Origin of the sequence: Pseudomonas sp. TMW22089 (assembly GCF_022496645.1) — a bacterium.
Classification (GTDB): domain Bacteria; phylum Pseudomonadota; class Gammaproteobacteria; order Pseudomonadales; family Pseudomonadaceae; genus Aquipseudomonas; species Aquipseudomonas paraversuta.
Window position 1 is genome coordinate 1 of record NZ_SCFG01000003.1, and the last position, 24945, is coordinate 24945.

Annotated in this window: 23 protein-coding genes and 2 pseudogenes; 10 read left to right on the plus strand and 15 right to left on the minus strand. The window is 58.0% G+C overall.

What is annotated here, in order from left to right; genetic code table 11:
• From EQV90_RS04140 to EQV90_RS04170, 7 genes and pseudogenes are all read right to left on the minus strand, one after another.
• Positions 1-562: pseudogene (locus EQV90_RS04140) on the minus strand (putrescine ABC transporter permease PotH); the annotation flags it as partial.
• Positions 559-1701: a polyamine ABC transporter ATP-binding protein gene (gene potA, locus EQV90_RS04145; RefSeq protein ID WP_010657423.1), complete on the minus strand. Its 1143-nt coding sequence runs from the start codon at positions 1699-1701 to the stop codon at positions 559-561. The gene potA and the pseudogene EQV90_RS04140, both read right to left, overlap by 4 nt.
• A gap of 69 nt (positions 1702-1770) precedes the next feature.
• On the minus strand, positions 1771-2865 hold the full coding sequence (locus EQV90_RS04150) for a polyamine ABC transporter substrate-binding protein (RefSeq protein WP_003444617.1): 1095 nt from the start codon (positions 2863-2865) through the stop codon (positions 1771-1773).
• A gap of 235 nt (positions 2866-3100) precedes the next feature.
• Positions 3101-4213: a polyamine ABC transporter substrate-binding protein gene (locus EQV90_RS04155; protein ID WP_240877776.1), complete on the minus strand. Its 1113-nt coding sequence runs from the start codon at positions 4211-4213 to the stop codon at positions 3101-3103.
• A 184-nt stretch (positions 4214-4397) separates the two neighbouring features.
• Complete coding sequence (locus tag EQV90_RS04160; RefSeq protein WP_003444612.1) at positions 4398-5762, minus strand: aspartate aminotransferase family protein; 1365 nt, start codon at positions 5760-5762, stop codon at positions 4398-4400.
• 71 nt (positions 5763-5833) lie between these two features.
• Complete coding sequence (locus tag EQV90_RS04165; protein WP_003444610.1) at positions 5834-7192, minus strand: glutamine synthetase family protein; 1359 nt, start codon at positions 7190-7192, stop codon at positions 5834-5836.
• A 36-nt stretch (positions 7193-7228) separates the two neighbouring features.
• Positions 7229-7882, minus strand: a pseudogene (locus EQV90_RS04170) (gamma-glutamyl-gamma-aminobutyrate hydrolase family protein).
• A 278-nt stretch (positions 7883-8160) separates the two neighbouring features.
• Between EQV90_RS04170 and EQV90_RS04175 the strand changes: the two are divergent.
• Positions 8161-9537: a glutamine synthetase family protein gene (locus EQV90_RS04175; protein ID WP_240877777.1), complete on the plus strand. Its 1377-nt coding sequence runs from the start codon at positions 8161-8163 to the stop codon at positions 9535-9537.
• Positions 9538-9680: 143 nt separating this feature from the next.
• The gene (locus EQV90_RS04180) at positions 9681-10340 is read left to right on the plus strand and encodes a TetR/AcrR family transcriptional regulator (RefSeq protein WP_003444604.1); all 660 of its coding nucleotides are present in this window, start codon (positions 9681-9683) and stop codon (positions 10338-10340) included.
• Between the two features lie 95 nt (positions 10341-10435).
• Here the strand turns inward: EQV90_RS04180 and tauD are convergent, their stop codons facing one another.
• From tauD to tauA, 4 genes are read right to left on the minus strand one after another with little or no spacing between them, the layout of a single operon-like run.
• The gene (tauD, locus tag EQV90_RS04185; protein ID WP_003444603.1) at positions 10436-11269 is read right to left on the minus strand and encodes a taurine dioxygenase; all 834 of its coding nucleotides are present in this window, start codon (positions 11267-11269) and stop codon (positions 10436-10438) included.
• Between the two features lie 56 nt (positions 11270-11325).
• Positions 11326-12162, minus strand: coding sequence for a taurine ABC transporter permease TauC (tauC, locus tag EQV90_RS04190; RefSeq protein WP_003444601.1), 837 nt, complete (start codon positions 12160-12162; stop codon positions 11326-11328).
• On the minus strand, positions 12159-12953 hold the full coding sequence (gene tauB / locus EQV90_RS04195) for a taurine ABC transporter ATP-binding subunit (RefSeq protein WP_003444599.1): 795 nt from the start codon (positions 12951-12953) through the stop codon (positions 12159-12161). The genes tauC and tauB overlap by 4 nt, the downstream gene beginning before the upstream one ends.
• Positions 12954-12980: 27 nt before the next feature.
• Positions 12981-13964 (minus strand): taurine ABC transporter substrate-binding protein, encoded by a 984-nt coding sequence (tauA, locus tag EQV90_RS04200; RefSeq protein WP_003444597.1) that lies wholly within the window; start codon positions 13962-13964, stop codon positions 12981-12983.
• Between the two features lie 497 nt (positions 13965-14461).
• Between tauA and EQV90_RS04205 the strand changes: the two genes are divergently transcribed.
• From EQV90_RS04205 to EQV90_RS04240, 8 genes are all read left to right on the plus strand, one after another.
• Positions 14462-15823 (plus strand): OprD family porin, encoded by a 1362-nt coding sequence (locus tag EQV90_RS04205; RefSeq protein WP_003444596.1) that lies wholly within the window; start codon positions 14462-14464, stop codon positions 15821-15823.
• 294 nt (positions 15824-16117) lie between these two features.
• Entirely contained in the window at positions 16118-16756 is a 639-nt protein-coding gene (locus EQV90_RS04210) for a peroxiredoxin (RefSeq protein WP_003444594.1), read from the plus strand.
• Between the two features lie 268 nt (positions 16757-17024).
• On the plus strand, positions 17025-17618 hold the full coding sequence (gene ssuE / locus EQV90_RS04215; protein WP_240877778.1) for an NADPH-dependent FMN reductase: 594 nt from the start codon (positions 17025-17027) through the stop codon (positions 17616-17618).
• A gap of 204 nt (positions 17619-17822) precedes the next feature.
• Positions 17823-18788 (plus strand): sulfonate ABC transporter substrate-binding protein, encoded by a 966-nt coding sequence (locus EQV90_RS04220; protein WP_003444589.1) that lies wholly within the window; start codon positions 17823-17825, stop codon positions 18786-18788.
• A 31-nt stretch (positions 18789-18819) separates the two neighbouring features.
• Positions 18820-19968 (plus strand): FMNH2-dependent alkanesulfonate monooxygenase, encoded by a 1149-nt coding sequence (gene ssuD / locus EQV90_RS04225; protein WP_003444587.1) that lies wholly within the window; start codon positions 18820-18822, stop codon positions 19966-19968.
• A gap of 7 nt (positions 19969-19975) precedes the next feature.
• The gene (gene ssuC / locus EQV90_RS04230) at positions 19976-20782 is read left to right on the plus strand and encodes an aliphatic sulfonate ABC transporter permease SsuC (protein ID WP_003444585.1); all 807 of its coding nucleotides are present in this window, start codon (positions 19976-19978) and stop codon (positions 20780-20782) included.
• Positions 20779-21585 (plus strand): aliphatic sulfonates ABC transporter ATP-binding protein, encoded by an 807-nt coding sequence (gene ssuB / locus EQV90_RS04235; RefSeq protein WP_003444583.1) that lies wholly within the window; start codon positions 20779-20781, stop codon positions 21583-21585. The genes ssuC and ssuB overlap by 4 nt, the downstream gene beginning before the upstream one ends.
• A gap of 35 nt (positions 21586-21620) precedes the next feature.
• Positions 21621-21836 carry a TOBE domain-containing protein gene (locus EQV90_RS04240; protein WP_003444581.1) on the plus strand — a complete coding sequence of 72 codons (216 nt, stop codon included), beginning with the start codon at positions 21621-21623 and terminating at the stop codon, positions 21834-21836.
• A gap of 101 nt (positions 21837-21937) precedes the next feature.
• Here EQV90_RS04240 and EQV90_RS04245 read toward each other — a convergent pair whose 3' ends face one another.
• From EQV90_RS04245 to EQV90_RS04260, 4 genes are all read right to left on the minus strand, one after another.
• Positions 21938-22396 carry a transposase gene (locus EQV90_RS04245; protein ID WP_240877779.1) on the minus strand — a complete coding sequence of 153 codons (459 nt, stop codon included), beginning with the start codon at positions 22394-22396 and terminating at the stop codon, positions 21938-21940.
• A gap of 124 nt (positions 22397-22520) precedes the next feature.
• Positions 22521-23147 carry a class I SAM-dependent methyltransferase gene (locus EQV90_RS04250; RefSeq protein WP_240877780.1) on the minus strand — a complete coding sequence of 209 codons (627 nt, stop codon included), beginning with the start codon at positions 23145-23147 and terminating at the stop codon, positions 22521-22523.
• 40 nt (positions 23148-23187) lie between these two features.
• Positions 23188-23832 (minus strand): methionine ABC transporter permease, encoded by a 645-nt coding sequence (locus EQV90_RS04255; protein WP_240877781.1) that lies wholly within the window; start codon positions 23830-23832, stop codon positions 23188-23190.
• Positions 23822-24943 (minus strand): ATP-binding cassette domain-containing protein, encoded by a 1122-nt coding sequence (locus EQV90_RS04260; protein WP_240877782.1) that lies wholly within the window; start codon positions 24941-24943, stop codon positions 23822-23824. Before EQV90_RS04260 ends, EQV90_RS04255 begins: the two co-directional genes overlap by 11 nt.
• Between the last annotated feature and the right edge of the window lie 2 nt (positions 24944-24945).

Sequence of the window (24945 nt, forward strand, 5' to 3'; positions counted from 1 at the left end):
TGAACGGCAGGTACGAATAGACGATGCCGATATACACCGCGATGTTGGTGTTGAGGATCTGCAGCGGTTCGCTGATCCAGCCCATCGACATCAGGAAACCATTGAGCAGGCCGTTGTTGCTGAGAATACCCATCCACGCGTAAACGCGGATCAGGATCGCAGTCCAGGTCGGCATCATGATCAGCAGCACCAGCACGGTCTGCATCTCTTTGCGCGCATTGGCAATGGCATAGGCCATCGGATAGCCGATCAGCAGGCACAACGCGGTGCTGAAGAAAGCCATCTTCAGCGAGCCCAGGTAAGCGGCGATATACAGCTCGTCGTCACCCAGCATCGCGTAGTTGCCCAGGTTCAGCAGCAGCTGAATCTTTTGGTCAACGTAGCTGTAGATCTCGGTGTACGGCGGAATCGCCACGTCGGCTTCGGCGAAGCTGATCTTCAGGACGATGAAGAACGGCAGCATGAAAAACAGGAACAGCCACAGGAATGGAATCCCGATGACCATATGCCGGCCACCGGGGGTTATTCGTTGCAGGCGGCGCTTGAATTTTCGAAGGTTCATGAGCGCAGTACCACGCCGCTGTCGTCTTCCCACCAGACGTAAACTTCGTCGTCCCAGGTCGGACGGGCGCCGCGGCGCTCGGCGTTGGCGACAAACGACTGGACGATCTTGCCGCCGGGCAGTTCAACGTAGAACACCGAGTGGCCGCCCAGGTAGGCAATGTCATGCACCTTGCCCCGCGACCAGTTGTATTCACAGGTCGGCTTTTCGGTGGTGACCAGCATTTTTTCCGGACGGATCGCGTAGGTCGTGTGTTTGTCCTCTACCGAGGTGCTCACACCGTGACCCACGTAGATGTCGTTCTCCAGCTCCGGGCAGTTGATGCGCGCATAGCCTTCGGCGTCATCCACCACTTCACCGTCGAACAGGTTGACGTTGCCGATGAATTCGCAGACCAGACGGCTGACCGGCGTTTCATAGATGTCGATCGGGCTGCCGATCTGGGCGATCCAGCCCTGGTGCATGATCGCAATGCGCTGGGCCATGGTCATGGCCTCTTCCTGGTCGTGGGTCACCATGACGCAGGTCACGCCGACGCGCTCGATGATTTCCACCAGCTCGAGCTGCATTTGCGAACGCAGTTTTTTGTCCAGTGCGCCCATCGGCTCATCGAGCAGCAGCAGCTTCGGACGCTTGGCCAGCGAACGGGCCAGGGCCACACGCTGACGCTGACCGCCGGACAGTTGATGGGGCTTGCGCTTGGCGTACTGGGTCATGTGCACCAGTTTGAGCATTTCGCCTACCCGGGCATCGATCTCCGAAGAGGACATCTTGTCCTGCTTGAGGCCAAAGGCGATGTTCTGGGCCACGGTCATGTGCGGGAACAGGGCGTAGGACTGGAACATCATGTTGATCGGCCGCTCATAGGGCGGCATGTCAGTGATGTCTACGCCATCCAGGAAAATACGGCCTTCTGTTGGGCGCTCGAAACCGGCGAGCATGCGCAGCAAGGTGGATTTGCCCGATCCCGATCCGCCGAGCATGGCGAAGATCTCGCCTTTGTTGATTTCCAGGGACACATCGTCCACGGCAATCGTCTCGTCGAATTTCTTCGTGACCCGGTCGATTTTGACCAACACCTGTTTAGGGGTGTGGTCGCCCTCGAGGGCTTTCTTATAGGCGCCGGAGGCAACAGCCATTTACGAAACTCCCAACAAATTTAGCAGCCCGATCAATAGGGTCGGGCCTTGGATAGGTGGTCTTGCGAGTTATTTACCCGTCTTGACCTTGGTCCACGTGCGCGTCATCAGACGTTGCGTTTTCGGGGGTAGTTCGGTTGAAACGTAAGTTTTGTCCAGCACCGCCTGGGTCGGGTAAACCGCTTCGTCGGTACGGATGGACTCGTCCATCACTTTGTCTGCGGCAAGATTAGGGTTGGCATAGCCAACATAATCGCTGACCTGGGCAATCACTTCAGGCTTGAGCAGGTAATTGATGAATGCGTGGGCTTCCTTGACGTTGCCGGAGTCCTTGGGGATCGCCAGCATGTCAAACCACAGGGCGCCGCCTTCCTTGGGAACGATATAGGCGATGTTGACGCCTTTTTTGGCCTCTTCGGCACGTGCCTTGGCCTGGAATACATCACCGGAGAAGCCGATCGCAACACAGATGTTGCCGTTGGCCAGGTCGGAAATGTATTTGGAAGAATGGAAGTAGGTGACGTAAGGACGCACCGACATCAGGGTAGCTTCAGCTTTTTTGTAGTCTTTGGGGTTGGTGCTGTTTGGATCCAGGCCCAGATAGTTGAGCACGGTGGGCAGCATTTCATCGGCCGAGTCCAGGAAAGCCACGCCGCACGATTGCAGCTTCTTCATGTTCTCGGGTTTGAACACCAGGTCCCAGGAGTCGATGGAATCTACGCCCAGTACTTCCTTGACCTTATCGACGTTGTAGCCAATACCGTTGGTGCCCCACAGGTACGGCACCGCGTACTGGTTACCCGGGTCATTGGCCTGCAGACGCTTGAGCAGGACCGGGTCCAGGTTGGAGTAGTCAGGCAGTTGCGACATGTCCAGCTTCTGGAATGCGCCCGCTTTGATCTGCTTGCCCAGGAAGTGGTTCGACGGAACGACCACGTCGTAACCGGTGCGGCCTGCCAGCAGTTTGCCTTCCAGGGTTTCGTTGGAGTCGAAGACGTCATACACCGGTTTGATGCCGGTAGTCTTTTCGAAATCGGCCAGTGTGTTCGGGGCTATGTAGTCCGACCAGTTGTAAATGTGCACGGTGGGTGCCGCTTGAACGCTGACGGCAAGCGTCAAACCAGCTCCGACCAGCAGGGTCTTGCGAAACAAGGATGTAGACACGTGGTGGTCCTCTAAATAGTCGGGCCTCGGTGGCCCGCGTCACACGGCAGCAGAGCTGGCAAAGACAAAACCGGCGCGCAACTTACCCTCGATAAACCGACACGGCAAAGTTTTCTGCGATTTATTGCCCTAAAGCCATGATTTTCCGTGATTTTGCCCTCCTGCAGGAGCGAGCTTGCTGGCGATCCCGGGGATCTGAACAGCTTGCGAGCAAGTGCGCTCCTGCAAAGGGACCTTATTTACCGGATTTGATCTTGGTCCAGCTGCGAGTCAGCAGGCGCAAGGTTGCAGGCGGCAAATCGCTGATGGCATACAGTTTGGCTTTCACTTCATCCGATGGATAAATGCTCGGGTCACCGGAGATATCTTTATTCACCAGCGGCGTTGCAGCCTTGTTACCGTTCGGGAAACGCACGCTGTTGGTGATTTCAGCCATGATTTCTGGCTGCATCAGGAAGTTCATCCAGGCGTAAGCGGCATCAACGTTCTCGGCATCCTTGGGAATGGCGACCATGTCGTAGAAGCTGCCGGCGCCTTCTTTCGGAATCGCATATTTCAGTTTGACCTTGCCGCCGGCTTCCTTGGCACGGGAGATGGACTGTTCCAGGTCGCCCGAGTAACCCACGGCAACGCAGATATTGCCGTTGGCCAGGTCAGAGATGTACTTGGACGAGTGGAAGTAGCCCACCGAAGGACGAATCTTCAGGAACAGTGCTTCGGCTTCAGCCAGTTGCTTCTTGTTCTGGGAGTCGGTCGGGTAGCCCAGGTAGTGCAGGGCGGCCGGGATCATTTCGGTCGGCGAGTCGAGGAAGCTGATGCCACAGCTTTTCAGCTTGGCAGCGTTTTCCGGCTTGAACAGCACGTCCCAGGAATCGATGGTATCGACGCCCAGTGCTGCTTTGACCTTCTCGGGGTTGTAGCCGATACCGATAGTGCCCCACATGTACGGGAACGCGTGTTTGTTGTCTTTGTCGCTGGCATCGCCAACGGCCTTGAGCAACGCAGGATCGAGGTTTTTCCAGTCTGGCAGCTTGGAGCGGTCCAGTTCCTGGTAAACCCCGGCCTTGATCTGCTTGGCCAGGAAATTGTTGGATGGCACGACGATGTCGTAGCCGGACTTGCCCGCCAGCAGTTTGGCCTCGAGGGTCTCGTTGCTGTCGAACACGTCGTAAACCACTTTGATACCGGTCTGATCTTCAAACTTTTTGACGGTATCGGGCGCGATATAGTCGGACCAGTTGTAGATGTGCAGAACCTTGTCCGCGGCTTGAACTGCCCCAGCCATCACCCCCATCAAGGACAGGGCGAGAAGGGTCTTGCCAGCTTTTTTAAAACCTGATGCCTTCATCTGTAATGCTCCAATTGTTCTTTTAAACCACCGATTCAGCGGCCTGATCTCAGGATGACTAAAGCCGGCGGGTAGTCTGGCAAGATCCGGGGCAGGCTTTCAAGGGAAGAGCCTTGATTCTTAAGGCTCCGAGCGCAATTGCCGGCAATAAAACCGCCGATGTCTTTCACCCGGAGCCTGGCGGTCAACCTTGCAGTACTTCCAGAGTCAGATCCAGGCACTTACGGGCCTTGGTTACCAGCTCGTCGATCTCGTCTTTGCTGATCACCAGCGGCGGCGAGATGATCATGGTGTCGCCCACGGCGCGCATGATCAGCCCGTTCTCAAAGCAGAACTGCCGGCAAATCATGCCAGCGCCACGGCCTTCATAACGTTTGCGGGTGGCTTTGTCCTGAACCAGTTCAATGGCTCCCAGCAGACCCACACCGCGCACTTCGCCCACCAACGGGTGATCGTTCAGTTCACGCAGACGCTTTTGCAAATACGGTGCCGTTTCGGCGTGAACCTTCTCGATAATTTTTTCTTCGCGCAGGATGCGGATGTTTTCCAGCGCAACTGCGGCGGCTACCGGGTGACCGGAGTAGGTGAAACCGTGGTTGAAATCGCCACCTTCGTTAAGCACGGCGACCACTTCGTCGCGCACAATCAGGCCACCCATGGGGATGTAACCCGAGGTCAGGCCCTTGGCGATGGTCATCATGTCGGGTTTGAGGTCGTAGAAATCGCTACCGAACCACTCACCGGTGCGACCAAAGCCGCAAATGACTTCGTCAGCCACGAACAGGATGTCGTACTTGGCCAGGATTTCCTTGATGCGCGGCCAGTAGGTGTCTGGCGGAATGATCACGCCGCCTGCGCCCTGAATCGGCTCGGCAATAAAGGCCCCGACCTTGTCGACGCCAATTTCGAGGATCTTTTCTTCCAGCTGGTTGGCAGCCCAGATACCGAACTCTTCCGGGGACATGTCGCCGCCTTCCGCGAACCAGTACGGTTGCGCGATGTGCGTGATGCCCGGGATCGGCAAGTCGCCCTGTTCATGCATGTAGGTCATGCCGCCCAGGCTGGCACCGGCCACGGTTGAGCCGTGGTAGCCGTTCTTGCGGCTGATGATGACCTTCTTCTCGGGCTGGCCCTTGATCGCCCAGTAGTGGCGAACCATGCGCAGCATGGTGTCGTTGCCTTCAGAGCCGGAACCGGTGAAGAACACGTGGTTCATGCCTTCAGGGGCAATCTGGGCGATGACCTTGGACAACTCGAGTACTGGCGGGTGAGCGGTCATGAAAAACAGGTTGTAGTACGGCAGCTCGCGCATTTGTTTACTGGCCGCATCGGCCAGTTCGTCACGTCCGTAGCCAATGGCAACACACCACAGGCCGGCCATGCCGTCGAGAATTTTGTGCCCTTCGCTGTCCCACAGGTACACGCCCTTGGCGTGGGTGACAATGCGTGGACCGACTTCTTTCAATTGCTTGAAATCACTGAACGGCGCCAGGTGATGGTCGTTGCTCAGTTGTTGCCAGTGGAGGGTTTGCGGGTTCTTGTTAGTCATAAAGCACTCTCCTTTATTCCGTTAGGTGCCGCGCCTTCCTGGCACAGCACTCTGGTGACAGACGGGGTGGATCAGACGGCGAACAGCAGGAATTCCCGCTCCCACGAACTGATGACACGCTTGAAGTTTTCATGCTCGGCACGTTTGACTGCGATGTAACCCGCAATGAATTTGGTGCCCAGGTATTTCTCTACAGTCTTGCTGCTTTCCATGCGTGCCAGGGCTTCTTCCAGGGTCAGCGGCAGGCGCAGGTTGCGGCGCTCATAACCGCGGCCCACCACTGGCGCGCTCGGATTGATCCCTTCCACCATACCGATGTAGCCGCACAGCAAGCTGGCAGCAATGGCCAGGTACGGGTTGGCGTCGGCCCCCGGCAGGCGGTTCTCGACCCGGCGGTTTTGCGGGCCGGCATCCGGTACGCGCAGACCTACGGTGCGGTTCTCTTCGCCCCATTCCACGTTTACCGGCGCCGAGGTATCAGGCAGGAAGCGGCGGAAGGAGTTCACGTTCGGTGCAAACAGTGGCAGCAGCTCGGGAATGAACTTCTGCAAGCCGCCGATGTGATTCAGGAACAGCTGGCTCATGGTTCCATCTTCATTGGAGAAGATGTTTTTGCCGGTTTCGATGTCGATGATGCTCTGGTGCAAGTGCATGGCGCTGCCCGGTTCGCCGGTCATGGGTTTGGCCATGAAGGTAGCGGCTACGTCGTGCTTGAGCGCGGCTTCGCGCATGGTGCGTTTGAACACCAGAATCTGGTCGGCCAGCGACAGTGCGTCGCCGTGACGGAAATTGATTTCCATCTGCGCGGTGCCGTCTTCGTGGATCAGGGTGTCCAGATCCAGTTCTTGCAGCTCGCACCAGTCGTATACATCTTCGAACAGGGGATCGAATTCGTTGGCCGCTTCAATGGAGAACGACTGACGGCCGGTTTCCGGGCGTCCTGAACGCCCGATCGGCGGCTGCAACGGGTAGTCCGGGTCGTCGCTGCGCTTGGTCAGGTAAAACTCCATTTCTGGCGCCACGATCGGCTGCCAGCCGTGGTCGGCATAGAGTTTGAGGACCTTTTTCAGCACGTTGCGCGGCGACAGCTCAATCGGGTTGCCTTGTTTGTCGTAGGTGTCGTGAATCACCTGGGCCGTAGGCTCGATCGCCCAGGGCACCATAAAGACAGCGTTCTGATCCGGCCGGCAGATCATGTCGATATCGGCAGGGTCCAGCAGCTCGTAGTAGATGTCGTCTTCGACATAGTCGCCCGTTACGGTTTGCAGCAAAACGCTCTCGGGCAGGCGCATGCCTTTTTCGGCAATGAACTTGTTGGTCGGCGAAATCTTCCCGCGTGTAATCCCGGTAAGGTCGGCGATCATGCATTCGACTTCTGTGATCTTGTGGTCTTTCAACCAATCGGTGAGCTGGTCGAGGTTGTTACTCATAAATGCCTCTGGGCTGAGTGTCCTGACTTGGATAAGTCAGGCGTTTACTGACGCATCCGCGTCGTGTTGAGTGGCGCGCCTTCTGCAGGCATCGCGAGATAAATCGGGTTAGAGCTTACCTGCCATTCGGGGTGCCATTGCACGGCTAAAGCAAAAGCCTTGCCGCCTTCGATCGAAACCGCCTCCACCAGGCCGTCCGGAGCCAGGCCTGCCAGTACGCCGCCCGGTTGAATGTTGCATGGCGTGACTCGGTGCGCTGGGGTCTTCTCGATGCCCGATGAAGCCGTCGACTTCGTGCAATTTCTGGTGAAGTGAGCCACCCGGGGCTACATTCAATTCCTGAAACCCGCCACAGACCCCCGGCACAGGAACACCTGTGGCGAGAGCGGCACGGATCAGGGGGAGGGTGGTGCGATCACGGTCAGGATCATGCAGCGTGTCAGGCGCGCTGGTGGGGCCGTGATATAAATGAGGTTCGATATTGGACGGTGACCCGGTAAACAGCAGTCCGTCCAGACTGTCCAGAATATTGGTCGGATCAATCAGTTCCGCCAAGGACGGAAGGATCAGAGGCAAGCCTTTGGCGGCCACCGCGATTGCTCGCACGTACTTATCGCCAGTGATGTGATAAGGATGCAAACCGATCTGCTTGGTGCAGGCGGTGACGCCGATTAACGGCAGGCGTGACATGTAACACCCCGGTATTATTGCTGTTATGGGTTTGAATCGAGCTTAGCCTTGTTCATTTTTTTACACAACACCCCCGTAAAAAATACAATACGCCCCGCTCAAGCCTGCGGGCGGCAAGGTTTTTAAAAGGGCAAAGACGCCCTGAAAAGCGTCAAAAATGGCCTTTAAGCCCTTTTTCAGGGCAAAAAATAGGCTGCTTGACTTCGGTATGCCGTTCGGGTTGACTGAATCCCGTAGCGCTCAATGATTGATATTTTTAACAACAAAGGTGTTGCATCATGTCGGTACCCCCGCGTGCCGTTCAGCTTAACGAAGCGAACGCGTTCCTTAAGGAACATCCTGAGGTTCTGTACGTTGACCTTCTAATTGCGGATATGAATGGTGTGGTGCGCGGTAAGCGCATTGAACGCACCAGTCTCCACAAGGTTTACGAGAAAGGCATCAACCTGCCAGCCTCTCTGTTTGCGCTGGATATCAATGGCTCAACGGTGGAAAGCACCGGTCTGGGTCTGGATATCGGTGACGCAGACAGAATCTGTTATCCAATTCCTGACACCCTGTGCAATGAACCATGGCAAAAGCGCCCCACTGCGCAACTGCTGATGACCATGCACGAACTCGAAGGTGAGCCGTTCTTCGCCGACCCTCGCGAAGTATTGCGTCAAGTTGTTACGAAATTTGACGACATGGGTCTCACCATCTGCGCCGCTTTCGAGCTCGAGTTCTACCTGATTGACCAGGAGAACGTTAACGGGCGTCCACAACCGCCGCGCTCGCCGATCTCCGGCAAGCGTCCGCATTCGACCCAGGTTTACCTGATCGACGATCTCGACGAATACGTCGACTGCCTCCAGGACATTCTGGAAGGTGCCAAAGAGCAAGGCATCCCGGCTGACGCCATCGTTAAAGAAAGTGCCCCGGCGCAGTTCGAAGTGAACCTGCACCACGTTGCCGACCCGATCAAGGCCTGCGACTACGCAGTACTGCTAAAACGTCTGATCAAAAACATCGCCTACGACCATGAGATGGACACCACGTTCATGGCCAAGCCTTATCCGGGCCAGGCGGGTAACGGGTTGCACGTACATATTTCGATTCTGGACAAAGAGGGCAAAAATATTTTTGCCAGCGAGGATCCCGAGCAGAACGCCGCATTGCGTCACGCGATCGGCGGTGTGCTCGAGACCCTACCGGCGCAGATGGCGTTCCTTTGCCCTAACGTCAACTCCTACCGTCGTTTCGGCGCACAGTTCTACGTGCCGAACTCGCCGTGCTGGGGCCTGGACAACCGTACGGTGGCCCTGCGGGTACCGACCGGTTCTTCTGACTCCGTGCGTCTGGAACACCGGGTGGCTGGCGCCGATGCCAACCCGTACCTGTTGATGGCCTCGGTTCTGGCGGGCGTGCACCACGGCCTGACCAACGAGATCGAGCCACCACCACCGGTAGAAGGCAACTCCTACGAGCAGAACGAGCAAAGCCTGCCGAACAACTTGCGTGATGCCCTGCGCGAGCTGGATGACAGCGAAGTGATGGCCAAATATATCGACCCTAAATACATCGATATTTTTGTGGCCTGTAAAGAGAGCGAACTGGAAGAGTTTGAACATTCCATCTCCGACCTCGAGTACAACTGGTACTTGCATACCGTGTAAGCGGTTGCAGTCCTGAAAACGCCATCGGCCAACAGCCGGTGGCGTTTTTTTATGTGCGCACCAGCACCGGCGATCCAGGCGAAGGTCTGTGGCGAACATCCAGCCCGGCTCGTACAATGCCTGCTGCCCCGCAGGAGACACCCATGACGCGCCCCGCCTCGCCCCGCGCTACACCTCGCAAGCCCCGCGCCCGCAGTCAGGTCCGAATTGATTCGATACTCGACGCCGCCCGCACATTGCTCGCCGCCGAGGGGGTGTCCAGCCTGTCGATTTACAGTGTGGCGCAGCGTGCGGCAATTGCGCCGTCATCGGTCTATCACTTTTTCCCCAGTGTGCCGGCGTTGCTCCAGGCCCTGACGAGTGATGTCCACGGCGCGTTCCGCGCCTGCCTGAAACAACCGGTTGCCCATGACGAGCTCAATGGCTGGCGTGATCTTTCGCGGATTATCGAGCAACGCATGCTGACCATTTACCACCAGGATGCGGCCGCCCGGCAGCTGATTCTGGCCCAGCACGGGCTTACCGAAGTGACCCGGGCCGACAGTCAGCACGACCTTGAACTGGGCCAGTTGATGCACGGGTTGTTTATGCGCCACTTCGAGCTTCCGGTACTGCCGCAAGAGGTGGACGTTTTTGCCCTGGCCATGGAGTTGGGTGACCGCGTGTATGCGCGCTCCATCCAGATAAACGGCAGCATCACCCCGCGCATGGCCGAAGAAGGCGCGCGGGTGGTCGATGCCTATCTGGGGTTGTACCTGCCGCCGTACCTGCCCAAACGCCCAAGCCCGGCCTTACCCCTGTAGGAGCGAGCTTGTCTCGCGAGCTTTTAACGCTGTATCCCGGGTCGTGAAGAGCTCGCGAGGCAAGCTCGCTCCTGCAACAAGCTTGCCTCTGCAGGTCAGAAGGGCGCATCACCGAGGATAGTTGCGCGGTGCATCACGCGGCGATTCGGGCGGTAATCATCCACGGCGTAATGCTGGGTCACGCGATTGTCCCAGAACGCTACGTCGTTCTCCTGCCAGCGCCAGCGGATGGTGTACTCCGGGCGGGTGCTGTGGGCGAACAGCAACTTGAGGATCGCTTCGCTTTCAGCCTCTGAAAGTTCATTGATTCTGGTGGTGAAGCCTTCGTTGACGAACAACGATTTGCGCCCGCTGACCGGGTGCGTGCGGATCACCGGGTGCGACAGCGGCGGGTTGTTTTTGCGGGTCTGTTCCCAGCGCTGCAAATCTTCGGGTGTCGAACCAAAACGCTCCAGCGGGAACGATTTGGTGAAGTCGTGGGTAGCGGTCAAACCATCCAGCAGCACTTGCAGTGGCCTGGACAGACCCTCGAACGCTGCAATCCCGCTGGCCCACAAGGTATCGCCGCCAAAAGCCGGCAATTGCTTGGCACTCAGCACCGCGCCCAGCGCCGGGGTCGGCAAGAAGGTCACGTCGGTGTGCCACACCGCGTTGTCACGGACATCGGTAACGGCCGTGTCCAGCACCAGCACTTCAGGTTGTTCCGGTACGTTGGGATAAATCGGATGAATATGCAGATCGCCAAAATTGGCCGCAAAGCGTGCTTGCTGTTGCGGGGTGATCGACTGTTGTTTAAAGAAAATCACCTGATATTCGAGCAGCGCCTGCTCGATGGCATCACGCTGCAGCGGGCTCAGAGGCCGGGTCAGATCGACGCCGTCAATCTGGGCGCCAAGGGCAGAGCTAATCGGGGTAATGGTCAGGCTCATGGTCTATCTCTTTATCAGCGCGCCGATTGATCAGCGTCGAGTGCAATTCGAAGTATCTAGTGAGCCTGGCCGTGCCACGGCACCAGCTTGCGTTGCAGGGCGCGCAGGCCCATTTCCATGGCAAAGGCGATGATGGCAATCACCAGAATCCCCAGGACCACCACGTCGGTGACCAGGAATTGCGCAGCGGACTGCACCATAAAACCCAGGCCGCTGGTGGCTGCGATCAACTCGGCTGCCACCAGGGTCGACCAGCCCACGCCCAGCCCGATACGCACACCGGTCAGAATGTCCGGCAGGGCGCTGGGCAAAATCACATGGCGAATCAACTGCCAGCGAGTGGCACCCAGCGACTGGGCGGCGCGGACTTTGGCCGGGTCGACGGTACGCACGCCGGTGGCAGTGGCAATTGCAATCGGGGCAAAGATCGCCAGATAAATCAGCAGTACTTTCGACAGTTCGCCAATCCCGCACCAGATCACAATCAGCGGCAAATAGGCCAGCGGCGGAATCGGCCGATAGAACTCGATCAGCGGGTCGAAAATCCCCCGCGCGATGCGGTTGTGGCCGATAGCGATGCCCACCGGCACCGCGGTCAGAATCGCAAAGCCCAGGCCCAGGCCGATACGGGTCAGACTGGCGCCCAGGTGCTGCCACAAGGTGGAGTCCATATAACCTGTGGTCGCCAGCAACCAGCCTTTTTCCAGCACGGCCGAAGGTGGCGGCAAAAACAGCGGCTCGATGAGTCCGGCGGCAGTCACGGCCCACCAGACGGCAAGCAGCGTGAGGATGGTCAGGACACTGATCCAGCGCGTACTCAGGCTGCGTTTTACCGGGCGCGGTGCGTGGGGCGCTGCAACTGCAGCTTCGGCGACGGCTTCATAACTGCTCATGCGTGCTCCTGGTGCCGGGCGGCACCGCGTTGGGAAAACACACGTTCCAGCACGTGTTCACGGGTTTCGATAAAGCGCGGATCGGATTTGATCGAACGGGCCGATTCGCCGGCGTTGTAACGCTGACCGAAGTCCAGGCTCAGCCGCTCAACAATGCGGCCCGGATTGGGCGCGAGCAAAATCAGGTCGGTAGCCAGAAAAACCGCTTCTTCAATGTCGTGGGTAATCAGAAATACGGGTTTGTCCGTGCGCTTGCACACTTGCAGCAGCAACTCTTGCATCTGTTCGCGGGTGAAGGCGTCCAGTGCGCCGAAAGGTTCGTCCATCAGCAACACGCGCGGGTCGGCCGCCAGGGCCCGAGCCAGGCCGACACGTTGTTTCTGGCCGCCCGAAAGCTCCCAGACGCGGCGCTGTTCAAAGCCCGACAAATCCACCAGCGCCAGCATTTCACGGGCGCGGCTTTCACGCTTGTTGCGGGGGACTCCTGCCAGTTCAAGGCCGAAGGCCACATTGGCCAGCACGTCCTGCCAGGGCAGCAGTACATCGTCCTGAAACACCACTCCGCGTTCGGCGCTTGGCCCTTTGACCTGAGCCCCGTCGAGGGTGATGCGTCCGCCGCTGGGTTCAACAAAACCGGCGATCAGATTCAGCAAGGAGGTTTTGCCGCTGCCCGACGGGCCAAGGGCGACCAGCAGTTGCTGAGGGCCGAGGCTGACGGAAATATCCGACAGCACCGGCTCAGCTGCGCCCGGGTACTGTGCGCTGATACGCTCCAGTGATAACAAGGCCATGACGGTCGACTCCTCAGCGGGCGAAAATTATTGAGTAATGAAACTGGCGTTAACCGACGGCGCGTAGTCCGACAGAACCGCGTCGACCTTGCCTTGCTCTTTGAGGAAGGTCGCGGTGTCGGTCAGCGCTTTGGTGGTAGGTGCGCCCAGCAGAACCACCTGATCGGCGGCCAGCGGGTAGACGTTGCCTTGCAGCAGTAGCGCAATATCAGCCGCTTTGGCGCCCGAGAGCTTCACCACCTTGTCGACGTTGCTTTGATTGGCCAGCCAGGCTTTTGGGTCCTTGTGATAGTCGGCGTAAGCATCCAGGGTGACTTTGGCGAACGCTTTAACGATTTCCGGGTGCTTGGCGGCGAAGTCCTTGCGCACTATCCAGGCGTCAAAGGTCGGTGCGCCGAATTTGGCCAGCTCGCCAGAGGTGATCAGCACCTTGCCGTTTTCCTTGGCTGCGCCCAATGCCGGGTCCCACACATAGGTGGCATCGATATCGCCACGCTTCCAGGCCGCCACAATGGCCGGCGGCGCCAGGTTCAGAATCTGTACTTTCGAAGGATCAATATTCCAGTGCTTGAGCGCTGCCAGCAGGCTGTAGTGGCCGGTAGAGACAAAGGGCACGGCGATTTTCTTGCCGATCAGGTCCTGCGGGCCATTGATCCCGGAACCGTCACGGGCCACTAGGGCTTCGGCGCCGCCGATCTGGGTTGCGATCAAAAAGGTTTCCACCGGCACCTTGCGGGTGATGGCTGCGGTCAGCGGGCTTGAACCCAGGTAGCCGATCTGCACATCGCCCGAGGCAATGGCGGCAATGATGTCGGAGCCGTTATCGAATTTGCGCCAGTTGATTTTGGCTCCGGTAGCTTTCTCGTAAGCACCGTCGGCCTGGGCGACTTTCGCCGGGTCTACGGTGGTTTGGTAGGCCACGGTCACGTCGTTGGCTGCGGCCTGGGCAAAGAAGCTGGCACCCGCCAGGGACAAAGCTGCCAAAAGGCGTAATGGAGAGTGCAGTTTCATCAAGTAGCTCCTCGGCAGGTGGCCGGATATCGGCAGAGCGCGAGGTTAAATGATCTAATAATGCGTAAATAAATAACTTTTAAGCATTAGCTTATGTTGTTCCGCAACATGCACAAACGCGCGCGAGCTTTATCTGCTCCGGTGTTTCGCCTGGCAACTGATCGGGTAGGAGTTAAGCGCTAAATGTTATTAAAAAATTCATAAATTTTTGTTTAGGAATTAGACAAAAGGCCGATAGGATTCCTCCGATTTTGCGCGGGTAATATTTAGACATATATCCATTCGATCTGAAAAAATTCTAAACAATTCTTTTTAGTTTTATGGAGTAGCCATTATCCTGCGCATAAATGGCAGACGACTAGACAAAGGTCGTAGACATGATTGGTTACGATTGACTTGTCAGTCATTGTCCGGCGCTAATCGCGCATCTGTAGCACCGAGACGTCAGATCTTGGGTTAAAGAACTACAAAAATTAGAAACGCATAGGAGCAACACCATGAACAAGTCCACCTTGGCCATCGCTGTGGCCGTAGGTTTGTTGGCGCAACAGGCAAGCGCTGCCGGTTTTATTGAAGACAGCAAGGCCACGCTGAAACTGCGTAACTTCTATATCAACAACGATAACCGTGATTCGGGTGCGCCGAAGAACTCCAACTACACCGCTGAATGGGGCCAAGGCTTCCAGCTGGACTACACCTCGGGTTTCACCCAGGGCACAGTTGGTTTTGGTGTGGATGCAATTGGCCTGCTGGGCGTCAAGCTGGACTCCAGCACTGCCAAGCACGGTAACCCGACTGGCCTGAACGCCGGTGGCTCGGTATTCCCAAGCGACGGCGACCACGCTGTGGACGATTTCTCCAGCCTGGGCCTGACGGCTAAAGCCAAGATTTCCCAGACTGAATTGCGCATCGGTACCTTGCAGCCAAAACTGCCGGTCATCGTGACCAACGACGGTCGCCTGCTGCCGCAAACCTTCCAGGGTGGCCAGATCACCTCCAGCGAGTTCAAGGACCTGACCTTCACCGGCGGCCAGATCGAACACGCCAAGGGTCGTAACTCCACCAACAACGAAGGCTTGTCGATTGCTGGCGCCAACGGTGGCTCCAACTACGACACCGGCAAATTTGTTAACAAGTTCTATTACGGCGGTGCCGACTACAAGGTCAACAAAGACCTGTTGCTGCAGTACTACTACGGCAATCTGGAAGATTTCTACAAGCAACACTTTCTGGGTCTGACCCACAACTGGTCCATCGGTCCGGGCGTGTTGAAAACTGACTTGCGCTACTTCAACAGCTCCGATGACGGTAAAAACGGCCATGATCCGCTGTATTACACCTCCGGTGACTACGCCCATAGCTCGACGGGCAACGGCAAAGGCAAGGTTGATAACAACCTGTACAGCGGTCTGTTCCTGTACACCGTTGAAGGTCACACCTTCGGTGGCGGTTACCAGGTCAGCAACGGCAGCAGTGACTTCCCTTGGCTGAACCAGGGCGACGGTTCGTCGGCTTACCTGACTACCGACATGCAAATCCAGAAGTTCGCCCGTGCTGGCGAACGTACCTGGCAGGCTCGCTACTCGTATGACTTCGCCAAGCTTGGCGTTCCCGGCCTGACGGCGGGCGCGGTTTACCTGCGTGGCGACAACATCGACACCTACAGCGGCAACAAGCAGACCAGCAATGGCGCTTCCGAGTGGGAACGCGATATCACTGTGGCCTACGTGGTACAGGAAGGCGCGTTGAAAAACCTCGGCTTCATGTGGAAAAACGCCATGTGGCGCAACGACATTGCCAACCAGCGCGACCAGGACGAAAACCGTCTGATCGTCAGCTACTCGATTCCGTTGCTGTAAGCCGGTTGTAGTAACAGGCAAGAAAAATCCTGCCCGGCGCAATGCCGGGCAGGGTGTTTACCGAAGACCGAATCGATCAATTCGCAACACATTTGAATGTCGCAGCTCCCTGCCGCTCCCCTTGCCTAAACCTGAATCCAGAGTGGCCCCATGCCTTGGCCGCGTCCAATGAAACAGTTTTTAATATTCCTTTATGCTCTAACCAAATCGATATTTATTCTTTTTAATTAGTTCATGGTGCAGGCAGAGTAAGTCCATCACGCCCTGCCATTCCCTATAAAAAGGAGCTGCACCATGAGCCTCAGACTCGGCGACATCGCCCCCGATTTCGAACAGGATTCCAGCGCCGGCAAGATTCGTTTTCATGAATGGCTGGGCGATAACTGGGGCGTGCTGTTTTCACACCCGGCGGACTTCACCCCGGTCTGCACCACCGAGCTGGGTTTCACCGCCAAGCTCAAGGACGAATTTGCCAAACGCGGGGTCAAAGCCATCGCGCTGTCCGTCGACCCGGTGGACTCGCATCACCGCTGGATCGAAGACATCAACCAAACCCAGAACACCCAGGTCAACTTTCCGATCCTGGCCGATGCCGATCGCAAAGTGTCCGATCTCTACGATCTGATTCACCCCAATGCCAGCGATACCCTGACGGTGCGCTCGCTGTTCGTGATTGATCCGAACAAAAAGATTCGCCTGACCATCACCTATCCGGCCAGCACCGGACGCAATTTCAATGAAATTTTGCGCGTGATCGATTCGTTGCAACTGACCGACAACTTCAAAGTTGCCACCCCGGCCAACTGGCAGGACGGCGACGAAGTGGTGATCGTGCCGTCGCTAAAAGATGAAGACGAAATCAAGAAGCGCTTCCCCAAGGGCTACCGCGCTGTGAAGCCCTACCTGCGCCTCACGCCGCAGCCAAACAAATAATCCTCTCCTGTAGAAGCCAGCTTGCTCGCGATCTTTTTGATCTGCACGGCTCGCTCCTGCAGAGTTTCCATCTTCAAGTGCAACAGGGTTTGGGGCCGTTTCGACGGCCCTTTTTTTTGCGCTTTGAATCGTCAAATCTCATATTCATTTAAGGAATAAACAAATGAATAAATATGATTTATAGATATATAAATCACCTGTTAAGGTCTTCTCACTCAAGCGAAAACGCTGACAGCGAATTGCACACATTCACTCAAGGAAATGCCCGATGCTGGTCGTGACACTCGGAGGTAGCCCAAGCCAACGATCCCGCTCCGGGGTGCTGCTGGACCGCGCCAAACACTGGCTCAACCAGCAAGGCGTAGAAGTCGTGAGTTACCAGGTACGTGACTTTGCGGCCGAAGACTTGCTCCACGCACGTTTTGACAGTCCGCAAATCATCAATCTGTTGCAACACATTGAAAATGCAGATGGCCTGGTGATTGCGACGCCGGTGTACAAGGCCTCGTTCAGCGGTGCACTGAAAACCATCCTTGATCTGCTGCCTGAGCGCGCCCTGAGCCATAAAGTGGTATTGCCCATCGCTACGGGTGGCAGCATCGCCCACATGCTGGCCGTGGACTACGCCCTCAAGCCGGTGCTCTCTGCGCTCAAGGCTCAGGAAATGCTGCACGGCATTTTTGCCGATGACAGCCAGATCGCTTACGGCGAAGGCGGCGCACAAGCGCAACTGGTGCCGATCCTGGAACAACGCTTGAGCGAGGCTCTGGAGCAGTTTTACAGCGCCCTGGCCCGCCGTCCGAAACCGCTGGACCCGAACATTCTCAACAAGCGCCTGCGCACGGCTCGCTGGAGTATCTGAACCAATCGATGCCACGGCATCTGTGTGGGAGCTGGCTTGTCAGCGATTGAGGCGCCCCGGATTGCCTGAGGCGATGCAGTGATGCCAGCGCCGGCAAGCCAGCTCCCACAGATACAGCCCACAGTTTCAAGCAATTCCGCCTTACCGATCCGCTAACGGCCCGGCAGGTGCAACCCGAATCTCGAACCTTAATAGGAGAGCGCCATGCGCCCTGTCATTTTGCGTCGTGGAGTGGTCGCACTGTTAGCTGCGGCCGTGTCCTTTGGCGTCGTTTTACACGCTCAGGCCGATGCCCTGCGTATCGGTTATCAAAAGTACGGCACCCTGGTGCTGCTCAAGGCCAAGGGCACGCTGGAGAAGCGTCTGGCCGAGCAGGGTGTCGAGGTGCAATGGACTGAATTCCCCGGTGGCCCGCAGTTGCTTGAAGGCCTGAACGTCGGCTCCATCGACTTCGGCGTGACGGGTGAAACCCCGCCGGTGTTCGCCCAGGCCGCCGGTGCCGATCTGCTGTATGTCGCCTACGAGCCGCCCGCTCCGACCAGCGAAGCGATTCTGGTGCCCAAGGATTCGCCGATCAAATCGGTCAAAGACCTCAAAGGCAAAAAGGTCGTACTCAACAAAGGCTCCAACGTTCACTACCTGTTGGTGCGTGCCCTGGAAGACGCCGGCCTGAAGTACAGCGATATCCAGACCATATTCCTGCCGCCCGCCGATGCCCGTGCCGCGTTTGAGCGGGGCAGTGTCGATGCCTGGGTCATCTGGGACCCGTACCAGGCCGCTGCCGAACAACAGCTGCAGGCACGCACCCTGCGTGATGCCAGCGCGCTTGCCGACAATCATCAGTTCTACCTGGCGACCAAGCCTTACGCCGAACAGCATCCCAAGGTCATCGAGACCCTGATCGAAGAAGTGCGCAATGTCGGTGAGTGGGCCAAAGCCAACCCGGAAGAAGTCACGCAGCAAGTAGCGCCGCTCCTGGGCCTGGCGCTTGATATCACCCGCACGGCGGTCAAGCGCCAGGGCTACGGCGCGCAGTTCTTGACCCCTGAAGTGGTCAACGCCCAGCAAAAAATCGCTGACAGTTTTTACCAGCTCAAGCTGATTCCCAAGCCGCTGGTTGTGAAAGATGTGATCTGGACACCACCGGCCGCTGTGGCCAAAGCCAACTAACGCTTGCCGTACCCATTCAGGAGACAACTCCATGAGCCTCAATATTTTCTGGTTCCTGCCTACCCACGGTGACGGCCATTACCTTGGCACCTCCGAAGGCGCCCGTGCCGTTGATTACGGTTACCTGCAACAAGTGGCACAAGCGGCAGACCGCCTGGGTTTTGGCGGAGTTCTGATCCCTACCGGGCGCTCGTGCGAAGACTCGTGGCTGGTGGCGGCAGCATTGATCCCTGTGACTCAGCGCCTGAAATTTCTGGTGGCGCTGCGTCCGGGTATCGTCTCGCCGACCGTGGCAGCCCGTCAGGCCGCGACCCTGGACCGACTGTCCGGCGGACGCGCGCTGTTCAATCTGGTGACCGGCGGTGACCCGGAAGAACTGGCCGGTGACGGCCTGTTTCTGAGCCACGAAGAGCGCTATCAGGCCTCGGTAGAGTTCACCCGCATCTGGCGCCGCGTGCTCGAAGGCGAAACCGTGGACTACGACGGTCAGCACATCACGGTCAAAGGCGCCAAGTTGCTGTACCCGCCGATTCAGCAACCGCGTCCGCCGCTGTACTTCGGCGGCTCTTCGGAAGCTGCGCAGGATCTGGCCGCAGAGCAGGTTGAAATGGTTCTGACCTGGGGCGAGCCACCGGCTGCGGTCGCCGAAAAAATTGCCCAGGTACGAGCCAAGGCTGCCAAACACGGACGTACCGTACGTTTCGGCATTCGCCTGCACGTCATCGTGCGCGAAACCAACGACGAGGCCTGGAAAGCGGCAGACAAACTTATTTCTCATCTGGATGACGACACTATTGCCCGGGCCCAGGCTTCACTGGCGCGTTTCGATTCCGTCGGCCAGCAGCGCATGGCTGCCCTGCACGGCGGCAGCCGCGACAATCTGGAAGTCAGCCCCAACCTGTGGGCGGGGGTCGGTCTGGTGCGCGGTGGTGCGGGTACGGCTCTGGTGGGTGACGGCCCGACAGTGGCAGCACGGGTCAAGGAATACGCCGATCTGGGCATCGACACCTTTATTTTTTCCGGCTACCCGCATCTGGAAGAGTCGTACCGGGTGGCTGAACTGCTGTTTCCGCACCTCGATATCGAGCGCCCGGAACTGCCGAAAAGTTCGGGATACGTGAGTCCGTTTGGCGAAATGGTGGCCAACGATATTCTTCCTAAAGCTGCTGCGCAGAGTTGAGGCGGCCATGAGCAAGGGCAAGGCTTCAAGCCTCAATAGCATCGGCCACAAACTGGCGCCCTGGGCCTTGCCGGTATTGCTGCTGGCGGTATGGCAGCTGTCGGTATCGGCGGGCTGGTTGTCGACCCGCATTCTGCCTGCCCCTAGCGCCGTATTCGCGGCCGGGGTCGAGTTGGTGCGCAGTGGCGAGATCTGGAAACACCTCGCCATCAGCGGCTGGCGCGCCGGGGTCGGTTTTGTCATCGGTGGCAGCATCGGCCTGGTGCTGGGCTTCATCACCGGCTTGTCGAAATGGGGCGAGCGCCTGCTGGACAGTTCGGTGCAAATGATCCGCAACGTACCGCACCTGGCGCTCATCCCTCTGGTCATCCTGTGGTTCGGGATCGACGAGTCGGCGAAGATTTTCCTGGTGGCGCTGGGGACTTTATTCCCCATCTACCTCAACACCTATCACGGCATCCGCAACGTAGACCCTGCTTTGGTGGAAATGGCGCGCAGTTACGGGCTGTCCGGTTTCAGCCTGTTTCGCCAGGTGATCCTGCCCGGTGCCTTGCCTTCGATCCTGGTGGGGGTGCGTTTTGCCCTGGGCTTTATGTGGTTGACCCTGATCGTGGCCGAAACCATTTCCGCCAGCTCCGGCATTGGCTACCTGGCGATGAACGCCCGGGAGTTTTTGCAAACCGACGTGGTCGTGCTGGCGATTGTTCTGTACGCGGTGCTCGGCAAATTGGCCGATACCGCGGCCCGGGGCCTGGAGCGTGTGTGGTTGCGCTGGCACCCGGCCTATCAAGTGGTTAAAGGCGGTGCAGCATGACGGCTCAACAACCTCCGCGTTTGCGTCAGGGCATTCCGCTGGCCATCAAAGGCCTGCAAAAGTCTTTTGCTGAGCGTCAGGTCCTGCGTGACATCAATCTGCATATTCCTGCCGGTCAATTCGTGGCGATAGTCGGGCGTAGCGGTTGTGGCAAAAGCACCCTGATGCGCCTGCTGGCCGGGCTCGATCAACCGACGGCTGGCCAACTGCTGGCAGGCACGGCAGCACTGGAAGAAGTCCGCGAAGACACGCGGCTGATGTTTCAGGAAGCGCGTTTGCTGCCCTGGAAAAAAGTCATCGACAACGTCGGGCTAGGGCTCAAGGGCGACTGGCGTGCCAAGGCGCTAAAAGCGCTGGAAGAGGTGGGTCTGGCCGAGCGCGCCAATGAATGGCCGGCGGCTTTATCGGGCGGGCAAAAACAGCGTGTGGCCCTGGCTCGTGCGCTGATTCACCAGCCGGGCCTGTTGTTACTGGATGAACCCTTGGGTGCGCTGGATGCCTTGACCCGCATCGAGATGCAGCAACTGATCGAACGCCTGTGGCGCCAGCACGGATTCACCGTATTGCTGGTGACCCACGACGTCAGCGAAGCCGTTGCGATTGCCGATCGGGTCATCCTGATCGAAGACGGCGAAGTGGGGCTGGACCTCACAGTCGAACTGCCGCGCCCCCGGGTGCGCGGATCGCACCGGCTGGCGGCACTGGAAACAGAAGTACTCAACCGGGTACTTGCCTTGCCTGGCTCGCCCCCTGAGCCGGAACCCGTTGCACCGCTGCCTACGCAACTGCGCTGGGCGCAATAACCGCACTTTTCTATCCCAAGACAGGAATCGACACCATGACCATCAAAGCCATCAACGTTCGCAACCAGTTCAAAGGCCATATCAAGGAAATCGTGCTGGGCGACGTGCTTTCGGAAATCGACGTACAAACGGCATCGGGCATCGTTACCTCGGTCATCACCACCCGTTCGGTCAAAGAGCTGGAGCTGGTAGTGGGCAGCGAAGTAATCGCCTTTGTAAAATCCACCGAAGTATCCATCGCCAAGTTGTAAAGCATGAAAGACCAATCCCCGAGCGGTGTAAGCCCCTCGGGGTTTTTTTATGCCCGGCAATGGCGTTGTTTGGATCGCGAGGCAAGCTCGCTCCTACAGGGTTACAGCCATATGGCGTCCCAGTGCGGGTAATCGCCCGGACGCTTTACCAAACCTGCACGCAGGGGGTTGGCGACGACATAGCGGGCGACGCTTGCAAGATCCTCGTCATAACGAATCGCCCGGTCGTGATAGCCCTTTTGCCAGAGTTTCACCGGGCCCCCAAGGGCACAGCCAATCGCTAGCGCACTCCGCGACTTTGTCCGTTGCATCACTGTCGAAAGGCTGGCGTCTCGAAGTTCGATCAACCAATGAAAATGATCGGGCATCACGACCCAGGCGAGAGACTCCACAAGGCCTTCTGTGTGCGTTCGCCTGAATTCATTAACCAACAGACGGCTTAGAAAAAAGTCATAGAAATAAGGCTGCCGATTCCTCACGACAGCCGTCATCAAATAAATACGCCCCTCTTCGGAAAACCTCCCGGTACGGAGTCGGCATGCATGAGGAAAAGCAGGCATTCCTTTGCCCTCTGAATAAATATCAAAGGGAAATATTAGTGTTGCGCCGGGACCACAAGGACACAGCAGTATCTCTGTATGTGTCTACATAACCCCTGTAGGAGCGAGCTTTCAAGGCGGGGAGTCAGGCTTTGCGCCACACACTCACCAGCCACGGCTGCTGGTCGTGGGGCAGGCCGGGGGGGCGGTAGTAGTGTTCCAGTTCGACAAAACCCGCCCCGGTAAGCATCGCCTGCCAGTTTTCCAGGTCGTGGTATGCCCCGTAACGCTGGCCATTCCAGCCTTCTCGATTGTCCCCGCGCGGGTTGGAACTCAGCAGTACGCCGCCAGGCTTCAGGGTGGCGTGCAGCTTGCCCAGTACTTGCGCAAGCTCTTGGGTCGGTACGTGGAACAACGAGGCGTTGGCGAAGATGCCGTCAAAGTGTTCGGCAGGCAGGTCCAGCTTGAGAAAGTCCTGATGCCATACCTCACAGCCACTGTCCTGGCGGGCCATCTGGGTGAAGCGTTCAGTGCCGTCGAGCCCGACCGCTACATGCCCCAGGCGGGTGAAGGTTTGCAGATCGCGCCCCGGGCCGCAGCCAAAATCCAGAAGGGTAAATGGCGCGCTGCCCTGGATATGCCGCAGTAATGCGTCGATGTTCTGGCTCACATCATGGTCGCGAGTCCCTTCGCGAAAGCCTTCGGCACTCTGCTGATAATGCTCCAGCGTGGTGGCAGCAATCTGTTCGAGGGTTTTTGCATCGAGGGTCATGGCAGGCTCGGTCGGCGGCAGTCTGGCCGCCGACTATACCTCAGCGTTTGTTCAGTACGCGGGCCAGGCGATCACCGCCAAGCTGAATCAACGCCACCAGCACCACCAGCAACACAATCACGGTCAGCATGACCTGGGTGTCAAAGCGCTGATAACCGTAGCGGTAGGCAATGTCACCCAGGCCACCGGCACCTATGGCTCCGGCCATGGCCGATGAGTTGATCATGGTCACCAGGGTGATGGTGAAACCGCCGACAATGCCCGGCAAGGCTTCAGGCAACAGCACGTGCCAAATGATGTGATGGCGTTTGCAACCCATGCCTTGCGCGGCCTCGATCAGGCCGTGATCCACTTCGCGCAGGCTGACTTCGGCGATCCGTGCGAAGAACGGCGTAGCGGCGATGGTCAGGGGTACGACGGCAGCCCAGACGCCGTAGGTAGTGCCGACAATCAGGCGGGTGAAGGGGATCAGCGCCACCATCAAAATCAGAAAGGGAATGGAACGGAACAGGTTCACGAACGCGCCCAGTGCCTGGTTCAGCCTGGGGGCCTGATAAATACCGCCCTTGCCGCTGGTGACCAGAATCACCGCCAGCGGAATGCCCAGGATTAATGCGATCAGTGACGACACACCGACCATTAAAAAGGTGTCGATCACACCCTGCCATAGACGTTCAAATCCCATAACCCACGACCTCGACCTGTTGTGCCCATTGTCCGGCGCGCTTGCGTAATTCGTCCGCCCCCAGAGAGTTGCTGGTCACGCTGAGCAACAGTTGGCCCAGGGCGTGCCCCTGAATCTGCTCAACCCCGCCATGCAGCAGCCGCACCTGACCGCCCAGGGCGCTGAACAACGCACCCAGGTCCGGTTCCTGCTCCTGGCTGCCGGTAAAACGCAGACGCAGAATCACACTCGAATGTGACGATGCCGGCTGCGCGCTGATGCGGTTTTTCAGGGCTTCGGGCAGGTTGTCCTGCAGCGGTGCGAGCAAGGTTTTGCTGACCTCATGCTGCGGGTCGCCGAACACTTGCCACACCGGGCCCTGCTCGACGATCCGGCCTTGTTCCAGTACCACCACGCGGTGACAGATATCGCGAATCACCGCCATCTCGTGGGTGATGAGGATGATGGTCAGGCCCAGGCGCTGATTGATCTCGCGCAGCAGACCGAGTATCGACTGGGTGGTCTCCGGATCAAGGGCCGAGGTGGCTTCGTCACAGAGCAGGATGGCCGGGTCGTGGACCAGCGCGCGGGCAATGCCAACCCGTTGTTTCTGCCCTCCCGACAGTTGCGCCGGGTAGGCCTTGTGCTTGCCTTGCAGGCCCACCAGCTCCAGCAACTCGCGGACTTTCTGTTCCCGCTGCAGTCTGGGTACGCCAGCTACCTTGAGCGGCAGCTCGACGTTCTGCCACACGGTCTTGGCTGACATCAGGTTGAAGTGCTGGAAGATCATGCCGGTTTGTCGGCGCAGCGCCACCAGCCGGTTTTCATCGAAGTCACCGATGTCGATTTGATCGATCAGCACGCGACCGTTGCTGGGTTGTTCCAGGCGATTGATGGTGCGAATCAGCGAGGATTTGCCGGCGCCGCTGCGACCGATAATGCCGAAAATCTCACCGTGCTGAATCGCCAGGTCGATATCCTTGAGGGCATCCACCGGCCCCTGTTGGCCGTCATAGGTTTTGCCTACACCGATAAAACGCACATGGGCCTGGCTCAGTTCAGGGTGCAGCCGGGTGTGGGTCGCGCTTGGCTGCGGCTGATCGAGCCGCTCGCGAGCAATTGCCACGTTCATGT

Bases quoted from the DNA above. Each gene is read 5' to 3' on its own strand.
- potA (WP_010657423.1), bottom strand. From the start codon at position 1,701: ATGGCTGTTGCCTCCGGCGCCTATAAGAAAGCCCTCGAGGGCGACCAC.
- EQV90_RS04155 (WP_240877776.1), bottom strand. From the start codon at position 4,213: ATGAAGGCATCAGGTTTTAAAAAAGCTGGCAAGACCCTTCTCGCCCTG.
- EQV90_RS04160 (WP_003444612.1), bottom strand. From the start codon at position 5,762: ATGACTAACAAGAACCCGCAAACCCTCCACTGGCAACAACTGAGCAAC.
- EQV90_RS04165 (WP_003444610.1), bottom strand. From the start codon at position 7,192: ATGAGTAACAACCTCGACCAGCTCACCGATTGGTTGAAAGACCACAAG.
- EQV90_RS04175 (WP_240877777.1), top strand. From the start codon at position 8,161: ATGTCGGTACCCCCGCGTGCCGTTCAGCTTAACGAAGCGAACGCGTTC.
- EQV90_RS04180 (WP_003444604.1), top strand. From the start codon at position 9,681: ATGACGCGCCCCGCCTCGCCCCGCGCTACACCTCGCAAGCCCCGCGCC.
- tauD (WP_003444603.1), bottom strand. From the start codon at position 11,269: ATGAGCCTGACCATTACCCCGATTAGCTCTGCCCTTGGCGCCCAGATT.
- tauC (WP_003444601.1), bottom strand. From the start codon at position 12,162: ATGAGCAGTTATGAAGCCGTCGCCGAAGCTGCAGTTGCAGCGCCCCAC.
- tauB (WP_003444599.1), bottom strand. From the start codon at position 12,953: ATGGCCTTGTTATCACTGGAGCGTATCAGCGCACAGTACCCGGGCGCA.
- tauA (WP_003444597.1), bottom strand. From the start codon at position 13,964: ATGAAACTGCACTCTCCATTACGCCTTTTGGCAGCTTTGTCCCTGGCG.
- EQV90_RS04205 (WP_003444596.1), top strand. From the start codon at position 14,462: ATGAACAAGTCCACCTTGGCCATCGCTGTGGCCGTAGGTTTGTTGGCG.
- EQV90_RS04210 (WP_003444594.1), top strand. From the start codon at position 16,118: ATGAGCCTCAGACTCGGCGACATCGCCCCCGATTTCGAACAGGATTCC.
- ssuE (WP_240877778.1), top strand. From the start codon at position 17,025: ATGCTGGTCGTGACACTCGGAGGTAGCCCAAGCCAACGATCCCGCTCC.
- EQV90_RS04220 (WP_003444589.1), top strand. From the start codon at position 17,823: ATGCGCCCTGTCATTTTGCGTCGTGGAGTGGTCGCACTGTTAGCTGCG.
- ssuD (WP_003444587.1), top strand. From the start codon at position 18,820: ATGAGCCTCAATATTTTCTGGTTCCTGCCTACCCACGGTGACGGCCAT.
- ssuC (WP_003444585.1), top strand. From the start codon at position 19,976: ATGAGCAAGGGCAAGGCTTCAAGCCTCAATAGCATCGGCCACAAACTG.
- ssuB (WP_003444583.1), top strand. From the start codon at position 20,779: ATGACGGCTCAACAACCTCCGCGTTTGCGTCAGGGCATTCCGCTGGCC.
- EQV90_RS04240 (WP_003444581.1), top strand. From the start codon at position 21,621: ATGACCATCAAAGCCATCAACGTTCGCAACCAGTTCAAAGGCCATATC.
- EQV90_RS04245 (WP_240877779.1), bottom strand. From the start codon at position 22,396: ATGCCTGCTTTTCCTCATGCATGCCGACTCCGTACCGGGAGGTTTTCC.
- EQV90_RS04250 (WP_240877780.1), bottom strand. From the start codon at position 23,147: ATGACCCTCGATGCAAAAACCCTCGAACAGATTGCTGCCACCACGCTG.
- EQV90_RS04255 (WP_240877781.1), bottom strand. From the start codon at position 23,832: ATGGGATTTGAACGTCTATGGCAGGGTGTGATCGACACCTTTTTAATG.
- EQV90_RS04260 (WP_240877782.1), bottom strand. From the start codon at position 24,943: ATGAACGTGGCAATTGCTCGCGAGCGGCTCGATCAGCCGCAGCCAAGC.